Here is a 19,056-nt window from a genome sequence, read left to right as displayed (position 1 = left end):
TTGCTCGCTACATTTTTAAGAATCGCCCAGCAAAACCGCCTGGTAATTGGCAACTTCCGTCAATTCAAAAGAATCCACAGAAGCTCTATCAAGAAGGGAGCGTAGTCTACCGGAAACGGCCTTTCAGCTCAAACTTTGGTCGTTCGTCGGTGCGATCCAGTGTAATCGCCAGTCACCATGGGCTGTTCCGTCAAGTTCAGGCAAGTTGGCGACGGCCAATAGTTGGCCCGAGCAGTACAACAAGGGCAAGCGACCTCGCACAAAAACCGGAAGACGGCTCTCATTTAGCAGTCGCTTGAGATCACGATGACCTCGACCGGGCAATTTCATAACTTCCCCGCCTTCGCGATAACGCACCTGAAACTCACCTGCAGGAGCCTCCCCACTGAAACTAAGCCAGCCATTGTTCGCTAGCGTCAGCGGATGTTTAGGATCGCGCCAGACCAATGAGCCGGCCGATGGCGCTAACCACGTATCAGGCAGCCACCAGATTCGGTCTTCGGCACGATGCAGTTCACCGTCGGCCAAGCGCCAAATAGGCTGAGAACCTTCACCAGCATCGCGCAGGCTATCCCAGCCGGCCCAATGCTCACTGTCCGGCAAGCGCGTCAGGGCCGCTAGCCAGTGACGCAACGCGTTGCGTTGGCGCGGTAGTGAAAGATGCTTGAGCGGTGCCAGGGCCAACGACGGCAACCCAAGCCAAGGAAACGCCGAGGGCGAATCAGCTTCGGCCAGATCCTGCGCAGCCACCTCGTCGAGTAGGCCTTGCGCCTCGGCCAGATGCCCGGCAGCCCTCGCCATGCTTGCTTTTGCTTGAGGCCAGCGACCCACGAGTAACGGCATGACCTGTCGGCGCAGATAATTTCGAGAGAACTCGCTGTTGGCATTGCTCGGATCTTCCACCCAGCGCAACGAGTGCTCGGCGGCATAAGCCTCCAGCGCTGCCCGCGAAGCGTTAAGCAATGGCCGCAACAACCTGCCTTTGCCCAAAGCACGCTGCTCGGACATGGCTGACAAACCCCGAACCCCTGCTCCACGCAGCAACCGAAATAACAGCGTTTCGGCTTGATCGTCACGGTGCTGGGCAGTAAACAACACTTCGTCTACTTCCAGCACCTGGTTAAACGCCGCGTAACGCGCCTCACGGGCGGCACGTTCGACGCTGGCGCCCGGCTTCACATCAATTCGAATCACCTGCAGTGGCACGCCGAGGGCACCGCACACCACAGCACAATGTTCCGGCCACGCGTCTGCCGCAGCCTGAAGGCCATGATGAATGTGAATGGCGGATAAAGGGGGCAACGGCTCGCGGGTAGCGAGATCGGCCAGAAGGTGGAGAAGGACAGTGGAATCTAATCCGCCAGAAAACGCGATACGCCATGCGGGAGCGCCGCGCCAGCGAGCTACGGCATTGAGCAAATGATCGTGAAGATGTTGTTTCAAAGCACACAACCCTGAACTGCGCCCCAAATGTTGGACAGTGATTGAATAAGCTACGCGGCCTGAGTTCTGTATGCCACTGGACTCAAGCCGTTGAGCTTCATTTTGATACGTTCGTGGTTGTAGTAATGGATGTATTCATCCAGTCCAGCCTCTAACTGAGCAACGCTGTCGAAGCGCTCCCGGTAGAAAAACTCTGATTTCAGTGTGCCGAAAAAGCTCTCCATCGTGGCATTGTCATGGCAGTTACCCTTGCGCGACATACTCTGTTCCAAGCTCATTTCTTCCAGACGATTTCGGTAGATGTGGTAGCGGTACTGCCAGCCCTGATCCGAGTGCACCATCGGTTTGGCGCCCTCTGGCAAGCGCTTCAACGCCTTTTCCAGCATGTTGCCCACCAAGGCGTAGCGAGGGCTGGTGTCTGTCTGGTACGCCACGATCTCTCCGTTGTACAAGTCCAGTATCGGCGACAGGTAGAGCTTTTCACCGGCTACCTTGAACTCGGTAACGTCGGTCACCCATTTCTCATTCGGCTGGTCGGCCTCGAATTGCCGAGCCAACGTGTTAGGTGCTACCTGCCCCTCAGGGCCTTTGTACGATTTATACTTCTTGGCTCGCACCGTGCACTTGAGGTTTAGTTCGGCCATCAGCCTGCGTACCGTTTTGCTGTTCACTATCCACCCGCCCTTGAGCAGCGTGGCGGTCATCCGGCGATAGCCATAGCGGCCCTTATGCTGGTCCTGGATAGTCTGAATAGAGGCTTTCAGCGGAGCAAATTTATCCCCGGCAGCCAGTACCTTGACCTGATAGTAGTAAGTACTGCGTGCCAAGCCGACCAGCTTGAGCAGGGCGTCGATTGGAAAATCGCTCCTCAGCTCAGTGACTACCCAGGCTTTTTCTTCGCTTCTTTGTCCCGCCTCATCGCCTCCTCGCCTAACACCTTTAACTTTTTTAGGTAGGCGTTCTCCATGCGCAGGTACTGAAGTTCGTCGAGCAACTCTTTGTGGGCGCGCTCTTCGTCGGTGAGCACTGCCGGTTTGCGGGGCTTGGCGGGGGGCTTTGGCATAACGTTACGTGGGCCTTTTTTCCCTGACGTCAGGGCTTCGATGCCGCCACTGTAATATTGCTGCTGCCATCTGCCTATCTGCGTTGAATTGCCCAGATTGAAAATCGCAGCCGTTTGCCGAAATGACAACTTCTCACGCTCCATGTGCTGGACAACGGACAGTTTGAACTCGGGACCATGTTCCTTCATACGCCCCTGCAGGCTGGCTTCCCCGTGCAGCTCGTAGGCCGCCACCCAACGACGGAGCAACGTAGGGTCCATCTGAAATTGAGCGGCTATGTGACGAAAACCTTGACCGCGCTCAAGGAAAGCATTGATGGCGGACCGCTTGAACTGCGTTGAATATTTACCCATGAAAAACACCCCGGTAGTTGGATGGGTGTCCAACATTTGGGGCGCAGTTCACCCCGTAGGAGCTAATTCAATCGCGAAGACAACAACGCGGTCTATCGAACATACCGTGCGCTCACTTCCCGAATAAATTCGGTCCCACAGGATTGAGGGGCTGCAATCAGAGACCGTAGCTCATCAGGCGCTCGTAACGACGAGCCAACAGCGCGTCTGTGTCGAATTTTTTGAGCATCGCCAACTGGCTGCTCAATTCCGTTCGGATCGAAGCAGCAGCAGTCGCCGGGTCGCGGTGCGCACCGCCCAAGGGTTCGCTAATAACTTTATCGACAATGCCCAAACCTTTGAGACGCTCTGCCGTAATGCCCATGGCTTCAGCCGCATCAGGGGCTTTTTCGGCGGTTTTCCACAGGATCGAGGCACAGCCTTCCGGCGAAATCACTGCGTACGTCGAGTACTGGAGCATGTTCAATTGATCGCAGACACCAATGGCCAATGCACCGCCTGATCCACCTTCACCAATCACGGTAGCGATGATCGGCGTTTTAAGACGAGCCATTACCCGCAAGTTCCAGGCAATTGCTTCGCTCTGGTTACGCTCTTCGGCATCGATGCCCGGGTAAGCGCCTGGCGTATCGATGAACGTCAGGATCGGCATTTTGAAGCGCTCGGCCATTTCCATCAGACGGCAGGCTTTGCGGTAGCCTTCGGGCCGTGGCATGCCAAAGTTGCGACGAACTTTCTCGCGCACTTCGCGGCCTTTCTGGTGGCCGATAATCATTACTGGCTGGTCATCAAGACGCGCAACACCACCGACAATGGCAGCGTCGTCGGAGAAGTGCCGATCACCGTGCAGCTCGTCGAACTCAGTAAAGATGTGCTCGATGTAGTCCAGGGTGTAAGGACGACGTGGATGACGCGCCATGCGCGCGATCTGCCAACTGGTCAAGTTGCCGAAAATGCTTTCGGTGAGCGTATTGCTCTTCTCTTGCAGACGGGAAATTTCGTCGCCGATGTTTAGCGAGTTGTCATTACCGACCAAGCGCAATTCTTCGATCTTGGCTTGAAGGTCAGCGATCGGCTGTTCGAAATCGAGAAAATTCGGGTTCATAGGCATCCGTCTTGGGTCGACGGCCAAGGGGCCGGCCGGTTGATCCGTGTGCGCCATACCTTACGGGAACAGGCGCATCCAGGTCGAGATTAAAAATTATGGTTGAGCGCAGGCCGGATTTACAGGCATGCACTATTTCAACGGTATTGCAGGAAGACGTTCTCACGTCCGAACTGGTCACGCAGCGCTTGAATCAAGCTGTCCGCCGGATCGATTCGCCACGCTTCACCAAACTGCAGCAAGGCCTTCGCGCCCATGCCGGTGTAGTCAAGTGTGATCGGGCACGCGCCACGGTGACGCTTGCACAATTCCCCCAGCCATTTGAGACGATCACCCTTGAGCGCGTCGGCATGAATTTTTAACCGCAGGCTTTCTGCAAGATTGGTTCGCGCATCCTCAAGACTCATCACCCGCTTGGCCCGCAAACGCAGGCCGCCGGAGAAGTCGTCATTGCTGACTTCCCCTTCAACCACCACCATCGCGTCGGTCTGCAACAACGACTGCGCGGAATGGAAAGCCTCGGCAAACAGCGACGCTTCAATTCGCCCCGAACGGTCATCGAGGGTAATGAAGCCCATTTTGTCGCCCTTTTTATTCTTCATAACCCGCAACGCAATGATCAAACCGGCAACGGTCTGAGTGTCACGGGCAGGCTTCAGATCGATGATGCGCTGACGAGCGAAACGGCGAATTTCGCCTTCGTATTCGTCAATAGGGTGCCCGGTGAGGTACAGACCCAAGGTCTCTTTTTCCCCGCGTAAACGGTCTTTCAAGCTCAGCTCTTTGGCTTTTCGATGGTTCGCATAAACGTCGGCATCAGGCTCGACGAACAAGCCGCCAAACAGATCCGAGTGCCCGCTGTCATGACTGCGCGCAGTTTGTTCAGCCGCCTGGATTGCTTCTTCCAGCGCCGCCAACAGCACCGAACGATTACGATCGAGATTAGCCTGGTAGGTTTTGACGTCTACATTGTCTTCAAAATATGGCCCCAGGCGATCCAGCGCACCGCTGCGGATCAAGCCGTCCAAGGTCCGTTTATTAATACGTTTGAGGTCGACGCGCGCGCAAAAATCGAACAAATCCTTGAAGGGCCCGGCCTGACGTGACTCCGTAATCGCTTCTACCGGTCCTTCGCCCACGCCTTTGATTGCACCAAGTCCGTACAATATCCGGCCGTCGTCGCTGACAGTGAACTTGTATTCCGAGGTGTTCACGTCCGGCGCGTCGAGGCGCAACTTCATATTGCGCACTTCTTCGATCAAGGTCACAACCTTGTCGGTGTTGTGCATATCGGCCGACAACACGGCGGCCATGAACGGAGCCGGGTAGTGGGTTTTCAGCCATGCGGTCTGATACGACACCAACCCGTAGGCGGCCGAGTGAGACTTGTTGAAGCCATAACCAGCGAATTTTTCCACCAGGTCGAAAATGTTACCGGCCAGGTCCGCTTCAATGTTGTTGTTTTTACAGCCCTCAATGAAACCGCCACGTTGTTTGGCCATCTCCTCGGGTTTTTTCTTACCCATAGCTCGACGCAGCATATCGGCGCCGCCAAGGGTATAACCGGCCATGACCTGAGCGATCTGCATCACTTGCTCTTGATACAAAATGATGCCGTATGTCGGCGCCAGTACCGGTTTGAGGCCCTCGTACTGATAATCAACATGGGGATACGATAGCTCTGCGCGGCCATGCTTTCGGTTGATGAAGTCGTCTACCATGCCTGATTGCAGGGGGCCTGGGCGGAACAGCGCTACCAGTGCGATCAAATCTTCCAAGCAGTCGGGCTTGAGCTTTTTGATTAGCTCTTTCATGCCACGCGACTCAAGCTGGAACACCGCTGTGGTTTCGGCCTTTTGCAGCAGGCTGTACGTCGCCTTGTCATCCAGCGGGATAAACGCGATATCCAGCGGCAGCTCGTCGACCTTGGCGCGCTCGCGGTTGATCGTCTTCAGTGCCCAGTCAATGATGGTCAGGGTTCGCAGACCGAGGAAGTCAAACTTCACCAGCCCGGCAGCCTCGACGTCATCCTTGTCGAATTGGGTCACCAGGCCATCACCCATTTCATCGCAATAAATCGGCGAGAAGTCAGTCAGCTTGGTCGGTGCGATAACAACGCCGCCAGCGTGCTTACCGACGTTGCGCACAATGCCTTCAAGCTTGCGGGCCATCTCCCATATTTCGGCGGCCTCTTCATCGATCTTGATGAAATCGCGCAGAGTTTCTTCCTGCTCGTAGGCTTTCTCCAAGGTCATGCCGACTTCAAACGGGATCATTTTCGACAGGCGATCCGCCAGGCCGTAAGACTTGCCCTGGACCCGGGCAACGTCGCGGATCACGGCCTTGGCAGCCATTGAACCGAAAGTAATGATCTGGCTAACCGCATTGCGCCCGTACTTCTGCGCCACATACTCGATGACTCGGTCGCGACCGTCCATGCAGAAGTCGACATCGAAGTCGGGCATCGATACCCGTTCAGGGTTCAAGAAACGTTCAAATAGCAGGTCGTATTCCAGTGGATCAAGGTCGGTGATCTTCTGAACGTAAGCCACCAACGAGCCAGCGCCCGACCCACGGCCTGGCCCCACTGGAACGCCGTTGCTTTTGGCCCACTGGATGAAGTCCATTACGATCAGAAAGTAACCGGGGAAGCCCATCTGGATAATGATATCCAGCTCGAAATTCAGCCGATCGACGTACACCTGACGCTTGGCGTCGTAATCCTCGGTGGTGTCCTTTGGCATTAATACCGAAAGACGGTCTTCAAGACCATCGAACGAGACCTTACGGAAGTACTCATCCATGGTCAGGCCTTCAGGAATCGGGAAGTTAGGCAGAAAGTGCGTACCTAGCTTCACTTCGATATTGCAACGCTTGGCAATTTCGACGGTGTTTATCAGCGCCTCAGGCAAATCACTGAACAGCTCGGCCATTTCCGCTGCCGTTTTAAGGTATTGCTGATCGCTGTAGTTATGTGAGCGGCGTGGGTCATCAAGCGCACGGCCCTCGCCGATACAAACCCGGGTTTCATGGGCCTCAAAGTCTTCCTGCTTGATAAAGCGCACATCGTTGGTGGCCACCACTGGCGCACCCAGCCGGTCAGCCAAGGCGACAGCTGCGTGTAAATGTTCTTCGTCATTAGGGCGGTTAGTGCGCTGTACTTCCACATAAAAACGGTCTGGGAATACTGCCATCCAATCACGCAGCAATTGCTCCGCTTCGCCGGGATTTCCAGCGAGCAAGGCCATGCCGATCTCGCCTTCTTTGGCTGCCGACAATGCGATCAGACCTTCACTGGCCTGCGCGACCCATTCACGCTCAATGATCACTTGGCCGTTGCGCTGGCCATCGATGAAGCCACGGGAAATCAATTCGGTAAGGTTGCGGTAACCTTTGGCATTCATCACCAACAGGCTTATTCGGCTCAACCCGGCGTCTGCATCCTTGTTGGACAGCCACAAATCCGCGCCACAGATCGGCTTGATACCCGCGCCCATGGCCGCTTTATAGAATTTGACCAGCGAACACATGTTGTTCTGATCGGTCACGGCCACGGCTGGCATATTCATGGCGGCCAAAGTCTTGACCAACGGTTTGACCCGGACCAGACCATCAACCAGAGAATATTCAGTGTGCAGGCGTAGATGAACGAAAGAAGCCGGCATGTTGATCCTATAGCGCGAAATTCAAAAAACGAAGGCCCGGATTCTACCGGGCCTCGGTTAAAACATCAGCCCGGCGCAAATATTGAGAGTGGACTTTGCAGCATCATGGCTTGAGCTTCGTAAGCCGCTCGCACAGGGGCAAACGAACGTCGGTGGATGGGTGTCGGACCTAGACGCGCCAATGCTTCCAGGTGAACGGGGGTCGGATAGCCTTTGTGAGCACCCATCCCATAACCGGGGTAAATCAGCTCGAACGCTGCCATTTCACGGTCCCGGCTGACTTTGGCCAGGATAGAAGCCGCTGCGATGGCCGGTACCGACGCGTCGCCCTGAATAACCGAGGCGCTGGGCACTGACAGTTGAGGGCAGCGATTGCCGTCGATCAACGCCAGCTTAGGGACAATGATCAAACCTTCGACCGCACGCTTCATCGCCAGCATGGTGGCGTGGAGAATATTCAGCTCGTCGATTTCTTCGACTTCAGCCCGCGCTATGAACCAGCACAGGGCTTTTTCACAGATCTCGTCGTAAAGTTTTTCCCGACGAGCTTCGGTGAGTTTTTTTGAATCGTTAAGGCCCAGGATGGGTCTGCGTGGATCAAGAATCACAGCGGCCGTCACTACGGCGCCACAGAGAGGACCGCGACCGACTTCGTCGACACCGGCGACCAGTTCTTCGACCAGATTAAAGTCCAAACCCATTTGCATTTATAACGAACTCACTGTGAAGGCGATTGACCCAACAACCCAAGCACCGCATCGGCGGCCTGATTGGAGGCGTCGCGGCGTAAGGTCCGGTGAATCTCATCGAAGCCCTGCGTTTGCACTTCGCCACTTTCAAGCAACGGCAGCAAGGTTTGCGCGAGGGTCTCGGCGGTCGCAGCTTCCTGTAATAACTCAGGGACCAGCAAACGCTGTGCAAGCAGGTTAGGCAGCGAGACGTAAGGGCTTTTCACCAGACGCTTGAGTATCCAAAAGGTAATCGGTGCCAAACGATAGGCAACCACCATTGGTCGTTTGTACAGCAGCGCTTCAAGTGTCGCAGTGCCTGAGGCGATCAACACCGCATCGCAGGCAGCGAGTGCAAGGTGCGACAGACCATCAAGCAGCAGAACGGGAAGGTCGCGTCCTTGCAGCAAGGTCTCGATCTGAATGCGTCGCTGGGGGCTTGCGCAGGGCAGCACAAACCGGATACCTGGGCGCAGTAACATCAGGCGCTCGGCGGCGTCGAAAAACAGGCCGCCTAGCTTACCGACTTCTGCGCCCCGACTGCCTGGCATCAGCGCAATCACAACGCCATCTGGCAAGCCCAATACTGCACGAGCAGCCGCACGATCTGATTCCAGCGGGATGGTGTCGGCCAATGGGTGGCCGACAAACCGCACCGGCACACCCTTCTCTTCGTAAAAGCGCGCTTCAAACGGTAGCAGCGTCAGCATCAAATCGCAGCCTTCGCGGATCTTCAATACGCGCTTTTGCCGCCACGCCCATACCGATGGGCTGACGTAGTGCACGGTCTTTATACCGGCACGGCGCAACTTGAGTTCGATAGTGAGGTTGAAGTCCGGGGCATCGATGCCGATGAACACGTCGGGCTTTTCGCTGATCAACGTTTGGATCAGTTGCTTACGTTTAGCCAGCAGCTCCTTAAGGCGGCCAAGGACCTCAATCAGCCCCATCACCGACAACCGCTCCATCGGAAAATAAGACACTAAACCCTCGGCCTGCATCAGGGGACCGCCAACGCCGATGAACTCGACATCGGGGTGCCGCGCCTTGAGCGCACGCATCAAGCCTGCCCCAAGAATATCTCCGGACGCTTCGCCTGCAACCAGCGCAACACGCAGTGTCTTGATCATCAACGAATTCATTAGCGAGTTATGCCACGGGTCGACGTTTGAATGGACTCAAGAAATACTGCGACTTCAGGAAACAGCGCGGCTGGCTCGGCCAGCTCAGCGATAGCCTGATCAACCGTCAGGCTTTGGCGATAGACAACTTTGTAGGCTCGGCGTAGCGCGTGGATAGCCTCTTCACTGAACCCACGACGACGCATACCTTCGAAGTTCATGCTACGTGCCTGCGCAGGGTTGCCGAACACAGTCACGAACGCGGGGACATCCTTGCCAATCGCGGTGCCCATACCTGAAAAACTGTGGGCACCGATATGGCAAAACTGATGCACAAGCGTGAAACCAGACAGAATCGCCCAATCATTAACATGCACATGACCCGCCAACGCAGTGTTGTTGACCAGAATGCAATGATTGCCGATGACGCTGTCGTGGCCGATATGCACATAGGCCATGATCAAGTTGTGATCACCTAACGTGGTCTCCGCTCGATCTTGAATAGTTCCGCGATGGATTGTTACACCTTCGCGAATGACATTGTGATCGCCGATGACCAAGCGCGTCTCTTCGCCTTTATATTTGAGATCAGGCGTGTCCTCACCTATCGATGAAAACTGATAGATATGGTTGTGTTTGCCGATCTTCGTAGGGCCTTTGAGAATCACATGTGGCCCAACGATTGTACCCTCGCCAATTTCCACACCAGGTCCGACGATCGACCAAGGGCCGATCTCTACGTCGTCGGCCAGAATGGCCGTCGGATCGATGATTGCGCGAGAGTCAATCAAACTCATAGTTTACGTTCCGCGCAGATGATTTCTGCGGAGCAAACCGGCTTGCCGTCGACCGAAGCCTGGCATTGAAATTTCCAGATCTGACGCTTGCAGCTAATAAACGTAGCTTCAAGAATCAACTGATCGCCGGGCAAGACTGGCTGCCGGAACCGCAATTTGTCAGAGCCCACGAAATAATAAAGCGTGCCGTCGGATGGCTTCACATCGAGCATTTTAAAACCAAGGATGCCGGCAGCTTGAGCCATTGCTTCAATGATCAATACACCCGGCATAATAGGATGCTGGGGAAAGTGACCGTTGAAAAAAGGCTCATTAATGCTGACATTCTTATAGGCACGAATGCTTTTGGCCTCGACATTCAACTCGACTACCCGATCCACCAGCAGGAACGGGTAACGGTGAGGCAGGTATTCGCGAATCTCGTTGATGTCCATCATTTCGGGGGAAGCCTGTAGTAAAGATGGGGAGTGCGCGGATAACGCGCGGCACTCCTCTTGCAAATCAAGGAGGCAGTTTATCGGCTGTGCACGCTTGATATAAAAAAGGTATCAGCCATCAGATGTAGCTTTACCGCCCGAGGTCACTGCCTCAACAACCTTTTCCAGATGCTGCAAGCGCCGCGACATGTCATCCAACTGACGAATACGCGCCGCGCTCTTGCGCCATTCCGCAGCAGGCTGCATCGCAGTCCCCGAAGAATAAGCGCCGGGTTCGGTGATCGAACGGGTCACCATGGTCATCCCCGTGACAAATACCCCATCACAGACTTCGATGTGCCCAACCATGCCTACACCGCCGGCAATGGTGCAATGCTTACCAATTTTCGTGCTTCCCGAGATTCCGACACATGCCGCCATGGCCGTGTGATCGCCAACTTGCACGTTATGGGCGATCTGGATCTGGTTATCCAGCTTGACGCCATTGCCGATAACCGTGTCGGCCAGGGCACCCCGATCGACAGCGGTATTTACGCCGATCTCAACGTCATCACCGATCAAAACACCGCCGACCTGCGCGATTTTCTGCCAAATGCCTTTGTCATTGGCAAAGCCGAAGCCTTCACCACCCAGTACTGCGCCAGACTGAATTACAACTCGCTTGCCTATGCGTACATCGTGATAGAGCGTGACCCGTGGTGCTAACCACCCGCCTTCGCCTATTTCGCTGCGAACGCCGACAAAACAGTGGGCCCCTACAGTTACGTCTGCGGCGATACGGGCACCACTTTCGATAACGGCGAACGCACCGATACTGGCGGTAGGATCAACCTGAGCATCCGCAGCAATCACTGCGGACGAATGAACCCCCGGCATAGCCTTGGGTTTCGGGTCGAATAAATGGGATATCTTTGCGTAAGCCAGATAAGGATCTGGCACCAGTAACGCATCACCTGCAAAACCCTCTGCATCAGCCGGTTTAAGCAACAGGGCGGCTGCATGGGTAACAGCAAGGAATTTTCGGTATTGAGGATTGGCCAAAAAACTTACCTGACCAGGGCCAGCCTCTTGCAAAGTGGCTAGCCCGGTGATGTCCCTATCCGCAGAGCCACGTAACGTGGCGCCGAGGAACTCGGCCAATTGGCCGAGTTTGATGGTTACGGTCATGATTACTTCAGCTGATTCATGCGCTCGATGACTTGCCGAGTGACGTCGTACTGAGGTTTGACATCAATCACGGCACCGCGCTCGAACACCAGATCAAAGGCTCCTTTCTTGATAACCTCTTCTACCGCCTGATCAAGCTTTGGCTTCAATTGCTTGAGCATTTCGCGGTCAGCAACGGCCTTGGCTTCGTTAAGCTCTTTGGATTGAAACTGAAAATCTCGAGCCTTTTGCTTGAATTCAAGCTCAAGGCGCTCGCGCTCAGGTTGCGCCATCTTGTCACCGCCGCTAACAAGGCGATCCTGAATACCCTTGGCACTGCTCTCAAGGCTTTTCAGCTTGGTCAGTTGTGGACCGAATTTCTTCTCGGCATCCACAGCATATTTCTTTGCAGCGTCTGACTCGAGCAATGCCATTTGATAATTCAGAACAGCAATTTTCATTTCAGCGAATGCTGGGGTCGCTATCAAGGCGGTAGCCAAAAGAACCAGTTGGGTCAACTTACGCACGATGCACTCCTACAAAATCTGTTGTCATTATCATTGATCAGACGATTAAAAGGTCTGACCGAGGGAAAATTGGAAAATCTGGGTGTCTGCGTTATTCGGTGTCTTGACCGGAACAGCCAAGGCGAAACTCAACGGACCCAGCGCGGTTACCCACGTGACGCCTACACCGACAGAACTTGCCAAGCCAGCGAGGCCGACGCTGTCGCATTTAGTTTTCACATTTGAGGCTGCGATAGTGTTGCTGCCAGACGAACCACAGTTTGTATCGAATACGTTACCTACGTCCCAGAATAGCGACGTACGCAACGACTTCTGATCCTTGATAAATGGCAGAGGGAACATCACCTCTACGCCCCCCTGAACCAGCAAGTTACCGCCGAAAGGAAGCGCCTTCCCATCTGGATCAACCTGGGTTCCGGCGTTGCCGGTCACAGATTCACCACGACTCGGGGTGCTGCGAGGACCGAGACTGCTGTCCTTGAAACCGCGCACCGAGTTGAAACCACCACCGTAGTAGTTCTCATAGAATGGAAGACCGGAGGTCGAACCAAAACCGTCGCCATACCCCAGTTCCGTGTGCAGACGCAGGGTGTAGTTGTCAGTCAGCGGGTGAAAATACTGAGCTCGGTAATCCAGTTTAAAGAAAGACAGATCGCTGCCTGGCGTGGTTGTTTCAAAGACCAGACTTTGAGAATGCCCGCGGGTAGCCAAGACACCTTTGTTTAGGGTTGACTCGGACCAGCCAGCGGATGCCTTGAAGTTAAGGTATTTGTTGCCCTGCCGGTTAACGAAATCGAAAATCTCGTCAACGGTATAAACACCCGTCTTGATTTCGTCCTGTTGCACGGTCAAGCCGAACGTCAGACGCGACGTTTCGTCAATTGGGTAGCCAAGACTGACACCTGCACCCAGGCTGTCTACCGCATAGCTGGCGACATCTACGCTGAGGTTTTTGTAGTCGGTGGTGCGATAAAATGCGTTATAGCCCAAGCTAACGCCATCGGGCGTGAAATAGGGGTTGACGTAACCGAAGTTATAACGTGTTTGGTATTGGCTTTTCGTCAGACCGATGCTGACTTTGTTGCCTGTACCTAGGAAGTTGTTCTGACTGATTGAGCCGCCCAGGATTAAACCCGCGCTTTGAGCGAAACCGACGCTCGCCGTCACTGAGCCGGAAGCCTGCTCTTCAACGGCGTAGTTAACGTCAACTTGATCATCAGTGCCCGGTACTGCCGGCGTTTCCACGTTTACTTCTTTAAAGAAGCCGAGGCGATTCAAGCGGGTTTTCGATTGGTCGATCAGGTAGGTCGAAGCCCAGCCGCCTTCCATCTGACGCATTTCACGTCGCAGCACTTCATCCGCGGATTTGGTGTTACCACGGAAGTTGATACGGTTGACGTAAGCTCGCTTGCCTGGATCGACGGCAAACAGAATGTCGACGGTGTGATCTTCGTTGTTCGGGGTCGGTACGCCGTTAACGTTAGCGAACGTATAGCCTTCGTTACCCAAGCGACGAGTGATCAGCTCGGACGTTGTGGTCATGACCTTGCGTGAGAACACCTGACCAGGTTTGACCAGCAACAGCGCCTTGACCTGATCTTCAGGCACTTTCAGGTCACCGCTCAGTTTGACTGACTTGACCGTATATTTTTCGCCTTCGTTCACGTTAACCGTGATGTACACGCTCTTTTTGTCAGGCGTGATAGAAACCTGCGTCGAAGCGATATCCATATTGATATAGCCGCGATCGAGATAATACGAACGCAGACGCTCCAAGTCGCCAGAAAGCTTTTCCCTAGCGTATTTGTCGTCGTTTTTGAAGAATGACAGCCAATTGGTAGTCTTAAGCTCGAAAAGCCCGATCAAGTCTTCGTCAGGGAAGACGCTATTGCCGACGACGTTGATGTGCTGAATCGCAGCAACCGCGCCTTCATTGATGTTGATCTTCAGGCCCACTCGGTTACGAGGTTGAGGTACGACTTCGGTAGAAACTTCTGCCGAGTAACGACCCTGGGCAACGTATTGACGTTGTAGTTCGTTACGTACGCCCTCAAGCGTCGCACGCTGAAAGATTTCTCCTTCGGCCAGACCGGACTGTTTAAGCCCTTTCATCAGGTCTTCAGTGGTAATCGCCTTGTTGCCGTCGATTTCGATACTCGAAACAGACGGCCGCTCGACCACCGTGATGACCAGAACATTGCCGTCACGGCCCAGTTGGATATCTTGAAAGAACCCGGTTTTGAACAACGCACGAGTAGCATCCACCAGACGACGATCATCCGCAGACTCGCCGACGTTCAGCGGCAAGGCGCCAAAGACGCTGCCAGCGGAGACCCGCTGGAGGCCATTGACACGGATATCGGAGATAGTGAAGGACTCGGCGTGAACTTCGGCGATCATCAGTACGGCAAGAACCGCAGTTAGCAGCAGACGTTTCATGAAGTCCTTTCTTATTCCAACTGGCAATAAACAAACTGCCGCAAAATGCGGCAGATTCGCAACACAGCGAAGCTTTATAGTCGACCCAGATCGTTGACCAAGGCGAGTAGCATTACCCCGACCACTAAGCTAATCCCGATCTGAACCCCCCAACCCTGCACCCGATCAGACAATGGGCGACCCCGCGCCCACTCGACCAGGTAGAACAATAGATGCCCCCCATCCAATACTGGAATAGGCAACAAATTGAGAACCCCTAGGCTAATGCTCAGATAGGCGAGGAAATTTATAAAATCACCTACCCCCGACTGGGCCGAAGCGCCCGCCACTTTAGCAATGGTTATCGGTCCGCTCAAGTTTTTTACAGATAGCTCGCCGAACAACATTTTTCTCAGCGAATCAAGGGTCAACACACTCATGGTCCAAGTGCGCCTGACGCCCTCACCAATAGCGGCCACAGGCCCGAATCTAACCTCACGCAACATCTCCGGTGGCCAATCGACACCTTTGACGCCAGCCCCGAGATAGCCGGTCGTAGCCTTACCGTCGCCTTTAGTAGCCAGCGTCACAGGTAGTTCTAATTGCGCACCGTCACGTTCAATACGCAGGGAAATCTTTCCCTCCGGTTTCAGACGAACCGAATCAACCACTTGCTGCCAATCACTCACAGGTTGCTCGTCGATCGCCAGTAGACGGTCGCCAGTCTTCAGACCAGCGGCTTGCGCCGGGCCTTTCGGATCCAACTCCGCCAACACCGGCGCCAACGCAGGACGCCAAGGTCGAATACCCAACGAACGAATCGGGTCCGGCTCATCGGCACCTTTAAGCCAATTATTTAGCGTCAATTGGTGCGGAGAATCAACGGTCGAGCCCTGCTCGTGTACTTGCAAAGCGATAACTCCGCTTTCACCCAGGCGCCGCACCAGCTGTAGATTAACGGCAGCCCAGCCCGAGGTCGGCTCGCCATCGACCGCAACGATTTCTTGCCCCGAACTCAAACCAGCTTTGTCCGCAAGACTGCCTGACTCAACCCCGCCGATGACCGGACGTACTTGCTGGCTACCAAGCATTGCCAAAAACCAGAAAAACACAATAGCCAACAAAAAGTTCGCAGCCGGCCCGGCAATAACGATGGCAATACGCTGATAAACGGTTTTACGATTGAACGATTGGTGGACTAAATCCGGGGGCACTTCGCCTTCGCGCTCATCGAGCATTTTTACATAGCCGCCCAAGGGAATGGCAGCTAACACATATTCAGTGCCTTTACGGTCATGCCAACGAAGAAGCGGCATGCCAAATCCTACCGAGAAACGCAAAACTTTGACGCCACAACGCCGGGCTACCCAAAAGTGGCCAAATTCGTGAAAGGTCACCAGCACGCCTAGTGCGACCAGGGTGCCAACAATCATATAGAGCGCGCTCATCAACTTCCTCCGTGCCGAACTGTACCTGTAGCCAATTGCCTTTATCGCCCGCTACGAGTGAGCCAATGCTCAGCCAAAGCGCGAGCTTTCGAATTAATCTCGAACACTTCATCCAATTCTGAAACTGCGATGACGGGTTCAAGATTCAAAACCTCGTCAATGATACTCGCGATCTCGGGGTAGCGGATGCGTCGATCAAGAAATGCTGCCACTGCAACTTCATTGGCTGCGTTTAGCACAGCCGGCGCGCTATTACCGGCATCTGCCGCTTGCCTGGCTAAACGAAGACACGGAAATCGATCTTCATCCGGCGCTTGAAAATCCAAACGCGCGATGCTGAATAGATTAAGCGGCGCCACACCTGAATCAATCCGCTGCGGCCAAGCCAAAGCATGGGCAATCGGCGTGCGCATGTCAGGGTTGCCCAACTGAGCCAACACCGAACCATCCACATAATCAACCATGGAGTGGATGACACTTTGCGGATGGATCACTACTTCAATCTGGCTAGGCCGGGCATCGAACAACCAACAGGCCTCAATCAATTCGAGCCCTTTGTTCATCATGGTTGCGGAGTCTACAGAAATCTTGCGCCCCATCGACCAATTTGGATGAGCACACGCCTGCTCAGGTGAAACGCTCATCAGCTCTGCAAGAGGCGTTTCACGAAAAGGACCACCAGATGCGGTCAGTAGGATACGGCGTACGCCGACCGCGCCCAAACCACTGGAACAGTCAGCAGGCAAGCATTGAAAAATAGCGTTGTGTTCACTGTCTATCGGCAACAGCACGGCGCCGCTACGACGCACCGCCTGCATGAACAGAGCACCAGACATAACCAAGGCTTCTTTGTTAGCAAGTAAAACCTTCTTGCCCGTCTCTACCGCTGCCAACGTCGGACGCAACCCAGCTGCGCCAACAATGGCTGCCAGCACCGTATCAACTTGTGAGTGAGCTGCGACCTCACAGAGACCATCCTCTCCCACCAGCACTCGTGTATCGAGACCAGCTGCCGCTAAGGCATCCTGTAGCCCGCGTGCCAAGTGCAACTGCGGGACCACAGCAAACCGTGGAGAATGGAGCACGCACAGCGCAAGCAGCTCTTTCAATCGGCTGAAGCCTGTTAGAGCGAACACCTGATAGAGATCCGGATGGCGAGCAATAACGTCCAGCGTGCTAAGGCCCACCGAGCCGGTGGCACCCAGCACGGTGATCTGTTGAAGCTTTTTCACATCACACCCCAGTTAGCGGACCAGAGCAGCACCGCAAAAACTGGAATAGCGGCCGTCAAACTGTCAATTCGATCCAGTACCCCGCCGTGGCCGGGAAGCAGGTTACTGCTGTCTTTGACCCCGGACTGACGCTTGAACATGCTTTCGGTCAAATCACCGACCACCGAAATCAGTACCACTACGGCAGCGCCAAGCAAACCAAGGGCAAACTGCGAGCCGGACCAACCGCGAAAGATACCAACGACAGTGGTGATCAATAAACTGGCAAGTAAGCCGCCAAACAATCCCTCCCAACTCTTGCCTGGGCTGACTTTCGCCGCTAGCTTGCGCTTGCCGAAGGCCTTGCCTGAAAAATACGCACCGATATCTGCGCCCCAGACCAGTACCATGACTGACAGGATCAACCAGTTACCCAGTTCCCACTGCTTGATCAGTACCAGTCCCTGCCAGGCCGGCAGCAGTATCAATAAACCGATCACCAACTTGCAGGCCGCGCTAGACCAATGACGACTGGTCTCGGGGAAGGTCAACACAAGGAACGTTGCCAATAGCCACCATAGAACTGCAGCACCCAGAACCCAAGGCGCCAGATCCGGCAATACGTACATAAGCCATAACAATGCAGCGATCAAAGCCGCGTAAATGATTCGAGCGACCTGAGCGGTAAACCCTGCCAAACGTGCCCATTCCCAAGCACCCAGTGTCACAACCACACCGATGAACACCGCAAAACTCGCACCTTCGAGGAGAAAAAAGCCAAACAAGGCAATAGGCAATAGGATCAGCGCTGTGATTATTCGTTGTTTCAACATTAAGCCCGGGCTCCAGCTTCTATTTGCTCACTCGTTTTACCGAAGCGACGTTGGCGGGAAGCAAAATCTGCCAGTGCCGTGCGCATGGCATCGTGCTTGAAGTCCGGCCAAAACAGGTCGGAGAAATACAGTTCTGAGTAGGCAAGCTGCCAAAGTAAAAAATTGCTGATGCGATGTTCGCCACCGGTACGGATGCATAAATCCGGCAACGGCAAATCGCCGGTTGCCAAACAGGTTTGCAACAGTTCCGGCGTGATGTCTTGCGGCTGAAGATGCCCGGCTTGAACCTCGCGAGCAAGGCGCTGCGCCGCCTGAGCGATATCCCATTGCCCACCGTAATTGGCCGCAATTTGCAGCACAAAACGATCGTTGCCGGCAGTCTGCAATTCAGCTTCGCGCATAGCAGCCTGCAGCTCGGGGTGGAACCGAGAACGATCTCCGATAATTCGCAGGCTGATGGAGTTATCGTTCAGGCGCCGTGTCTCACGGCGCAAGGCGGTGAAAAAAAGCTCCATCAAAGCCCCGACTTCTTCGGCCGGGCGCTGCCAGTTCTCACTGGAAAAAGCGAACAAGGTCAATACTTCGACCTTGGCTTCAGCGCAAACCTCAATGACCGCACGAACGGCGTCTACGCCAGCTTTGTGCCCGGCGATACCGGGTAAAAGACGCTTCTTCGCCCAACGATTATTACCATCCATGATAATCGCGACATGTCGCGGTATCGATGACAGTAAAGCCTGTTTGGTCTTATCCATAAAAA

15 protein-coding genes are annotated in these 19,056 nt (G+C 54.5%); all 15 read right to left on the bottom strand.

Going from position 1 to position 19,056, the window contains the following annotated elements; translation table 11 throughout:
• Positions 1-123: 123 nt before the first annotated feature.
• The gene (gene tilS / locus RGW60_RS02160; protein WP_322201716.1) at positions 124-1,443 is read right to left on the bottom strand and encodes a tRNA lysidine(34) synthetase TilS; all 1,320 of its coding nucleotides are present in this window, start codon (positions 1,441-1,443) and stop codon (positions 124-126) included.
• 50 nt (positions 1,444-1,493) lie between these two features.
• Positions 1,494-2,860 (bottom strand): IS3 family transposase gene (locus RGW60_RS02155; protein WP_416194835.1). Its coding sequence is split into 2 segments (ribosomal slippage): positions 1,494-2,381 and positions 2,384-2,860, totalling 1,365 coding nucleotides; the frame shifts between segments, so codons are not numbered across the junction.
• 157 nt (positions 2,861-3,017) lie between these two features.
• Complete coding sequence (locus tag RGW60_RS02150) at positions 3,018-3,965, bottom strand: acetyl-CoA carboxylase carboxyltransferase subunit alpha (protein WP_322201714.1); 948 nt, start codon at positions 3,963-3,965, stop codon at positions 3,018-3,020.
• A gap of 137 nt (positions 3,966-4,102) precedes the next feature.
• A complete protein-coding gene (gene dnaE / locus RGW60_RS02145) occupies positions 4,103-7,630 on the bottom strand; it encodes a DNA polymerase III subunit alpha (protein WP_322201712.1) in 3,528 nt (1,175 codons plus the stop codon).
• A 65-nt stretch (positions 7,631-7,695) separates the two neighbouring features.
• The gene (rnhB, locus tag RGW60_RS02140; protein WP_322201710.1) at positions 7,696-8,337 is read right to left on the bottom strand and encodes a ribonuclease HII; all 642 of its coding nucleotides are present in this window, start codon (positions 8,335-8,337) and stop codon (positions 7,696-7,698) included.
• 11 nt (positions 8,338-8,348) lie between these two features.
• A complete protein-coding gene (gene lpxB / locus RGW60_RS02135) occupies positions 8,349-9,488 on the bottom strand; it encodes a lipid-A-disaccharide synthase (protein WP_322201708.1) in 1,140 nt (379 codons plus the stop codon).
• An 11-nt stretch (positions 9,489-9,499) separates the two neighbouring features.
• Complete coding sequence (gene lpxA / locus RGW60_RS02130; protein ID WP_322201706.1) at positions 9,500-10,276, bottom strand: acyl-ACP--UDP-N-acetylglucosamine O-acyltransferase; 777 nt, start codon at positions 10,274-10,276, stop codon at positions 9,500-9,502.
• On the bottom strand, positions 10,273-10,713 hold the full coding sequence (fabZ, locus tag RGW60_RS02125; RefSeq protein ID WP_322168082.1) for a 3-hydroxyacyl-ACP dehydratase FabZ: 441 nt from the start codon (positions 10,711-10,713) through the stop codon (positions 10,273-10,275). The genes lpxA and fabZ overlap by 4 nt, the downstream gene beginning before the upstream one ends.
• A gap of 111 nt (positions 10,714-10,824) precedes the next feature.
• On the bottom strand, positions 10,825-11,880 hold the full coding sequence (lpxD, locus tag RGW60_RS02120) for a UDP-3-O-(3-hydroxymyristoyl)glucosamine N-acyltransferase (RefSeq protein WP_322201704.1): 1,056 nt from the start codon (positions 11,878-11,880) through the stop codon (positions 10,825-10,827).
• A 2-nt stretch (positions 11,881-11,882) separates the two neighbouring features.
• On the bottom strand, positions 11,883-12,386 hold the full coding sequence (locus tag RGW60_RS02115; RefSeq protein WP_322201702.1) for an OmpH family outer membrane protein: 504 nt from the start codon (positions 12,384-12,386) through the stop codon (positions 11,883-11,885).
• 45 nt (positions 12,387-12,431) lie between these two features.
• Positions 12,432-14,825, bottom strand: a complete 2,394-nt coding sequence (gene bamA, locus RGW60_RS02110; protein ID WP_322201700.1) for an outer membrane protein assembly factor BamA — start codon at positions 14,823-14,825, stop codon at positions 12,432-12,434.
• 74 nt (positions 14,826-14,899) lie between these two features.
• Positions 14,900-16,252 (bottom strand): sigma E protease regulator RseP, encoded by a 1,353-nt coding sequence (gene rseP / locus RGW60_RS02105; protein ID WP_322201698.1) that lies wholly within the window; start codon positions 16,250-16,252, stop codon positions 14,900-14,902.
• Positions 16,253-16,293: 41 nt separating this feature from the next.
• Positions 16,294-17,484 carry a 1-deoxy-D-xylulose-5-phosphate reductoisomerase gene (ispC, locus tag RGW60_RS02100; protein WP_322201696.1) on the bottom strand — a complete coding sequence of 397 codons (1,191 nt, stop codon included), beginning with the start codon at positions 17,482-17,484 and terminating at the stop codon, positions 16,294-16,296.
• The gene (locus tag RGW60_RS02095) at positions 17,481-18,296 is read right to left on the bottom strand and encodes a phosphatidate cytidylyltransferase (protein ID WP_322201694.1); all 816 of its coding nucleotides are present in this window, start codon (positions 18,294-18,296) and stop codon (positions 17,481-17,483) included. The genes ispC and RGW60_RS02095 overlap by 4 nt, the downstream gene beginning before the upstream one ends.
• Positions 18,296-19,051, bottom strand: coding sequence for a polyprenyl diphosphate synthase (gene uppS / locus RGW60_RS02090; RefSeq protein WP_322201692.1), 756 nt, complete (start codon positions 19,049-19,051; stop codon positions 18,296-18,298). Before uppS ends, RGW60_RS02095 begins: the two co-directional genes overlap by 1 nt.
• Positions 19,052-19,056 lie beyond the last annotated feature (5 nt).

It is taken from the genome of Pseudomonas sp. AB6, from assembly GCF_034314105.1.
GTDB lineage: Bacteria > Pseudomonadota > Gammaproteobacteria > Pseudomonadales > Pseudomonadaceae > Aquipseudomonas.
Note: the sequence above shows the minus strand (reverse complement) of the source record. Positions and strands in the feature narration are given on the sequence as shown.

Excerpts from the sequence above, each read along its gene's own strand:
- rseP (WP_322201698.1), bottom strand. The coding sequence starts at position 16,252 with ATGAGCGCGCTCTATATGATTGTTGGCACCCTGGTCGCACTAGGCGTG.
- lpxB (WP_322201708.1), bottom strand. The coding sequence starts at position 9,488 with ATGATCAAGACACTGCGTGTTGCGCTGGTTGCAGGCGAAGCGTCCGGA.
- lpxD (WP_322201704.1), bottom strand. The coding sequence starts at position 11,880 with ATGACCGTAACCATCAAACTCGGCCAATTGGCCGAGTTCCTCGGCGCC.
- dnaE (WP_322201712.1), bottom strand. The coding sequence starts at position 7,630 with ATGCCGGCTTCTTTCGTTCATCTACGCCTGCACACTGAATATTCTCTG.
- rnhB (WP_322201710.1), bottom strand. The coding sequence starts at position 8,337 with ATGCAAATGGGTTTGGACTTTAATCTGGTCGAAGAACTGGTCGCCGGT.
- lpxA (WP_322201706.1), bottom strand. The coding sequence starts at position 10,276 with ATGAGTTTGATTGACTCTCGCGCAATCATCGATCCGACGGCCATTCTG.
- RGW60_RS02095 (WP_322201694.1), bottom strand. The coding sequence starts at position 18,296 with ATGTTGAAACAACGAATAATCACAGCGCTGATCCTATTGCCTATTGCC.
- fabZ (WP_322168082.1), bottom strand. The coding sequence starts at position 10,713 with ATGATGGACATCAACGAGATTCGCGAATACCTGCCTCACCGTTACCCG.
- bamA (WP_322201700.1), bottom strand. The coding sequence starts at position 14,825 with ATGAAACGTCTGCTGCTAACTGCGGTTCTTGCCGTACTGATGATCGCC.
- RGW60_RS02150 (WP_322201714.1), bottom strand. The coding sequence starts at position 3,965 with ATGAACCCGAATTTTCTCGATTTCGAACAGCCGATCGCTGACCTTCAA.
- uppS (WP_322201692.1), bottom strand. The coding sequence starts at position 19,051 with ATGGATAAGACCAAACAGGCTTTACTGTCATCGATACCGCGACATGTC.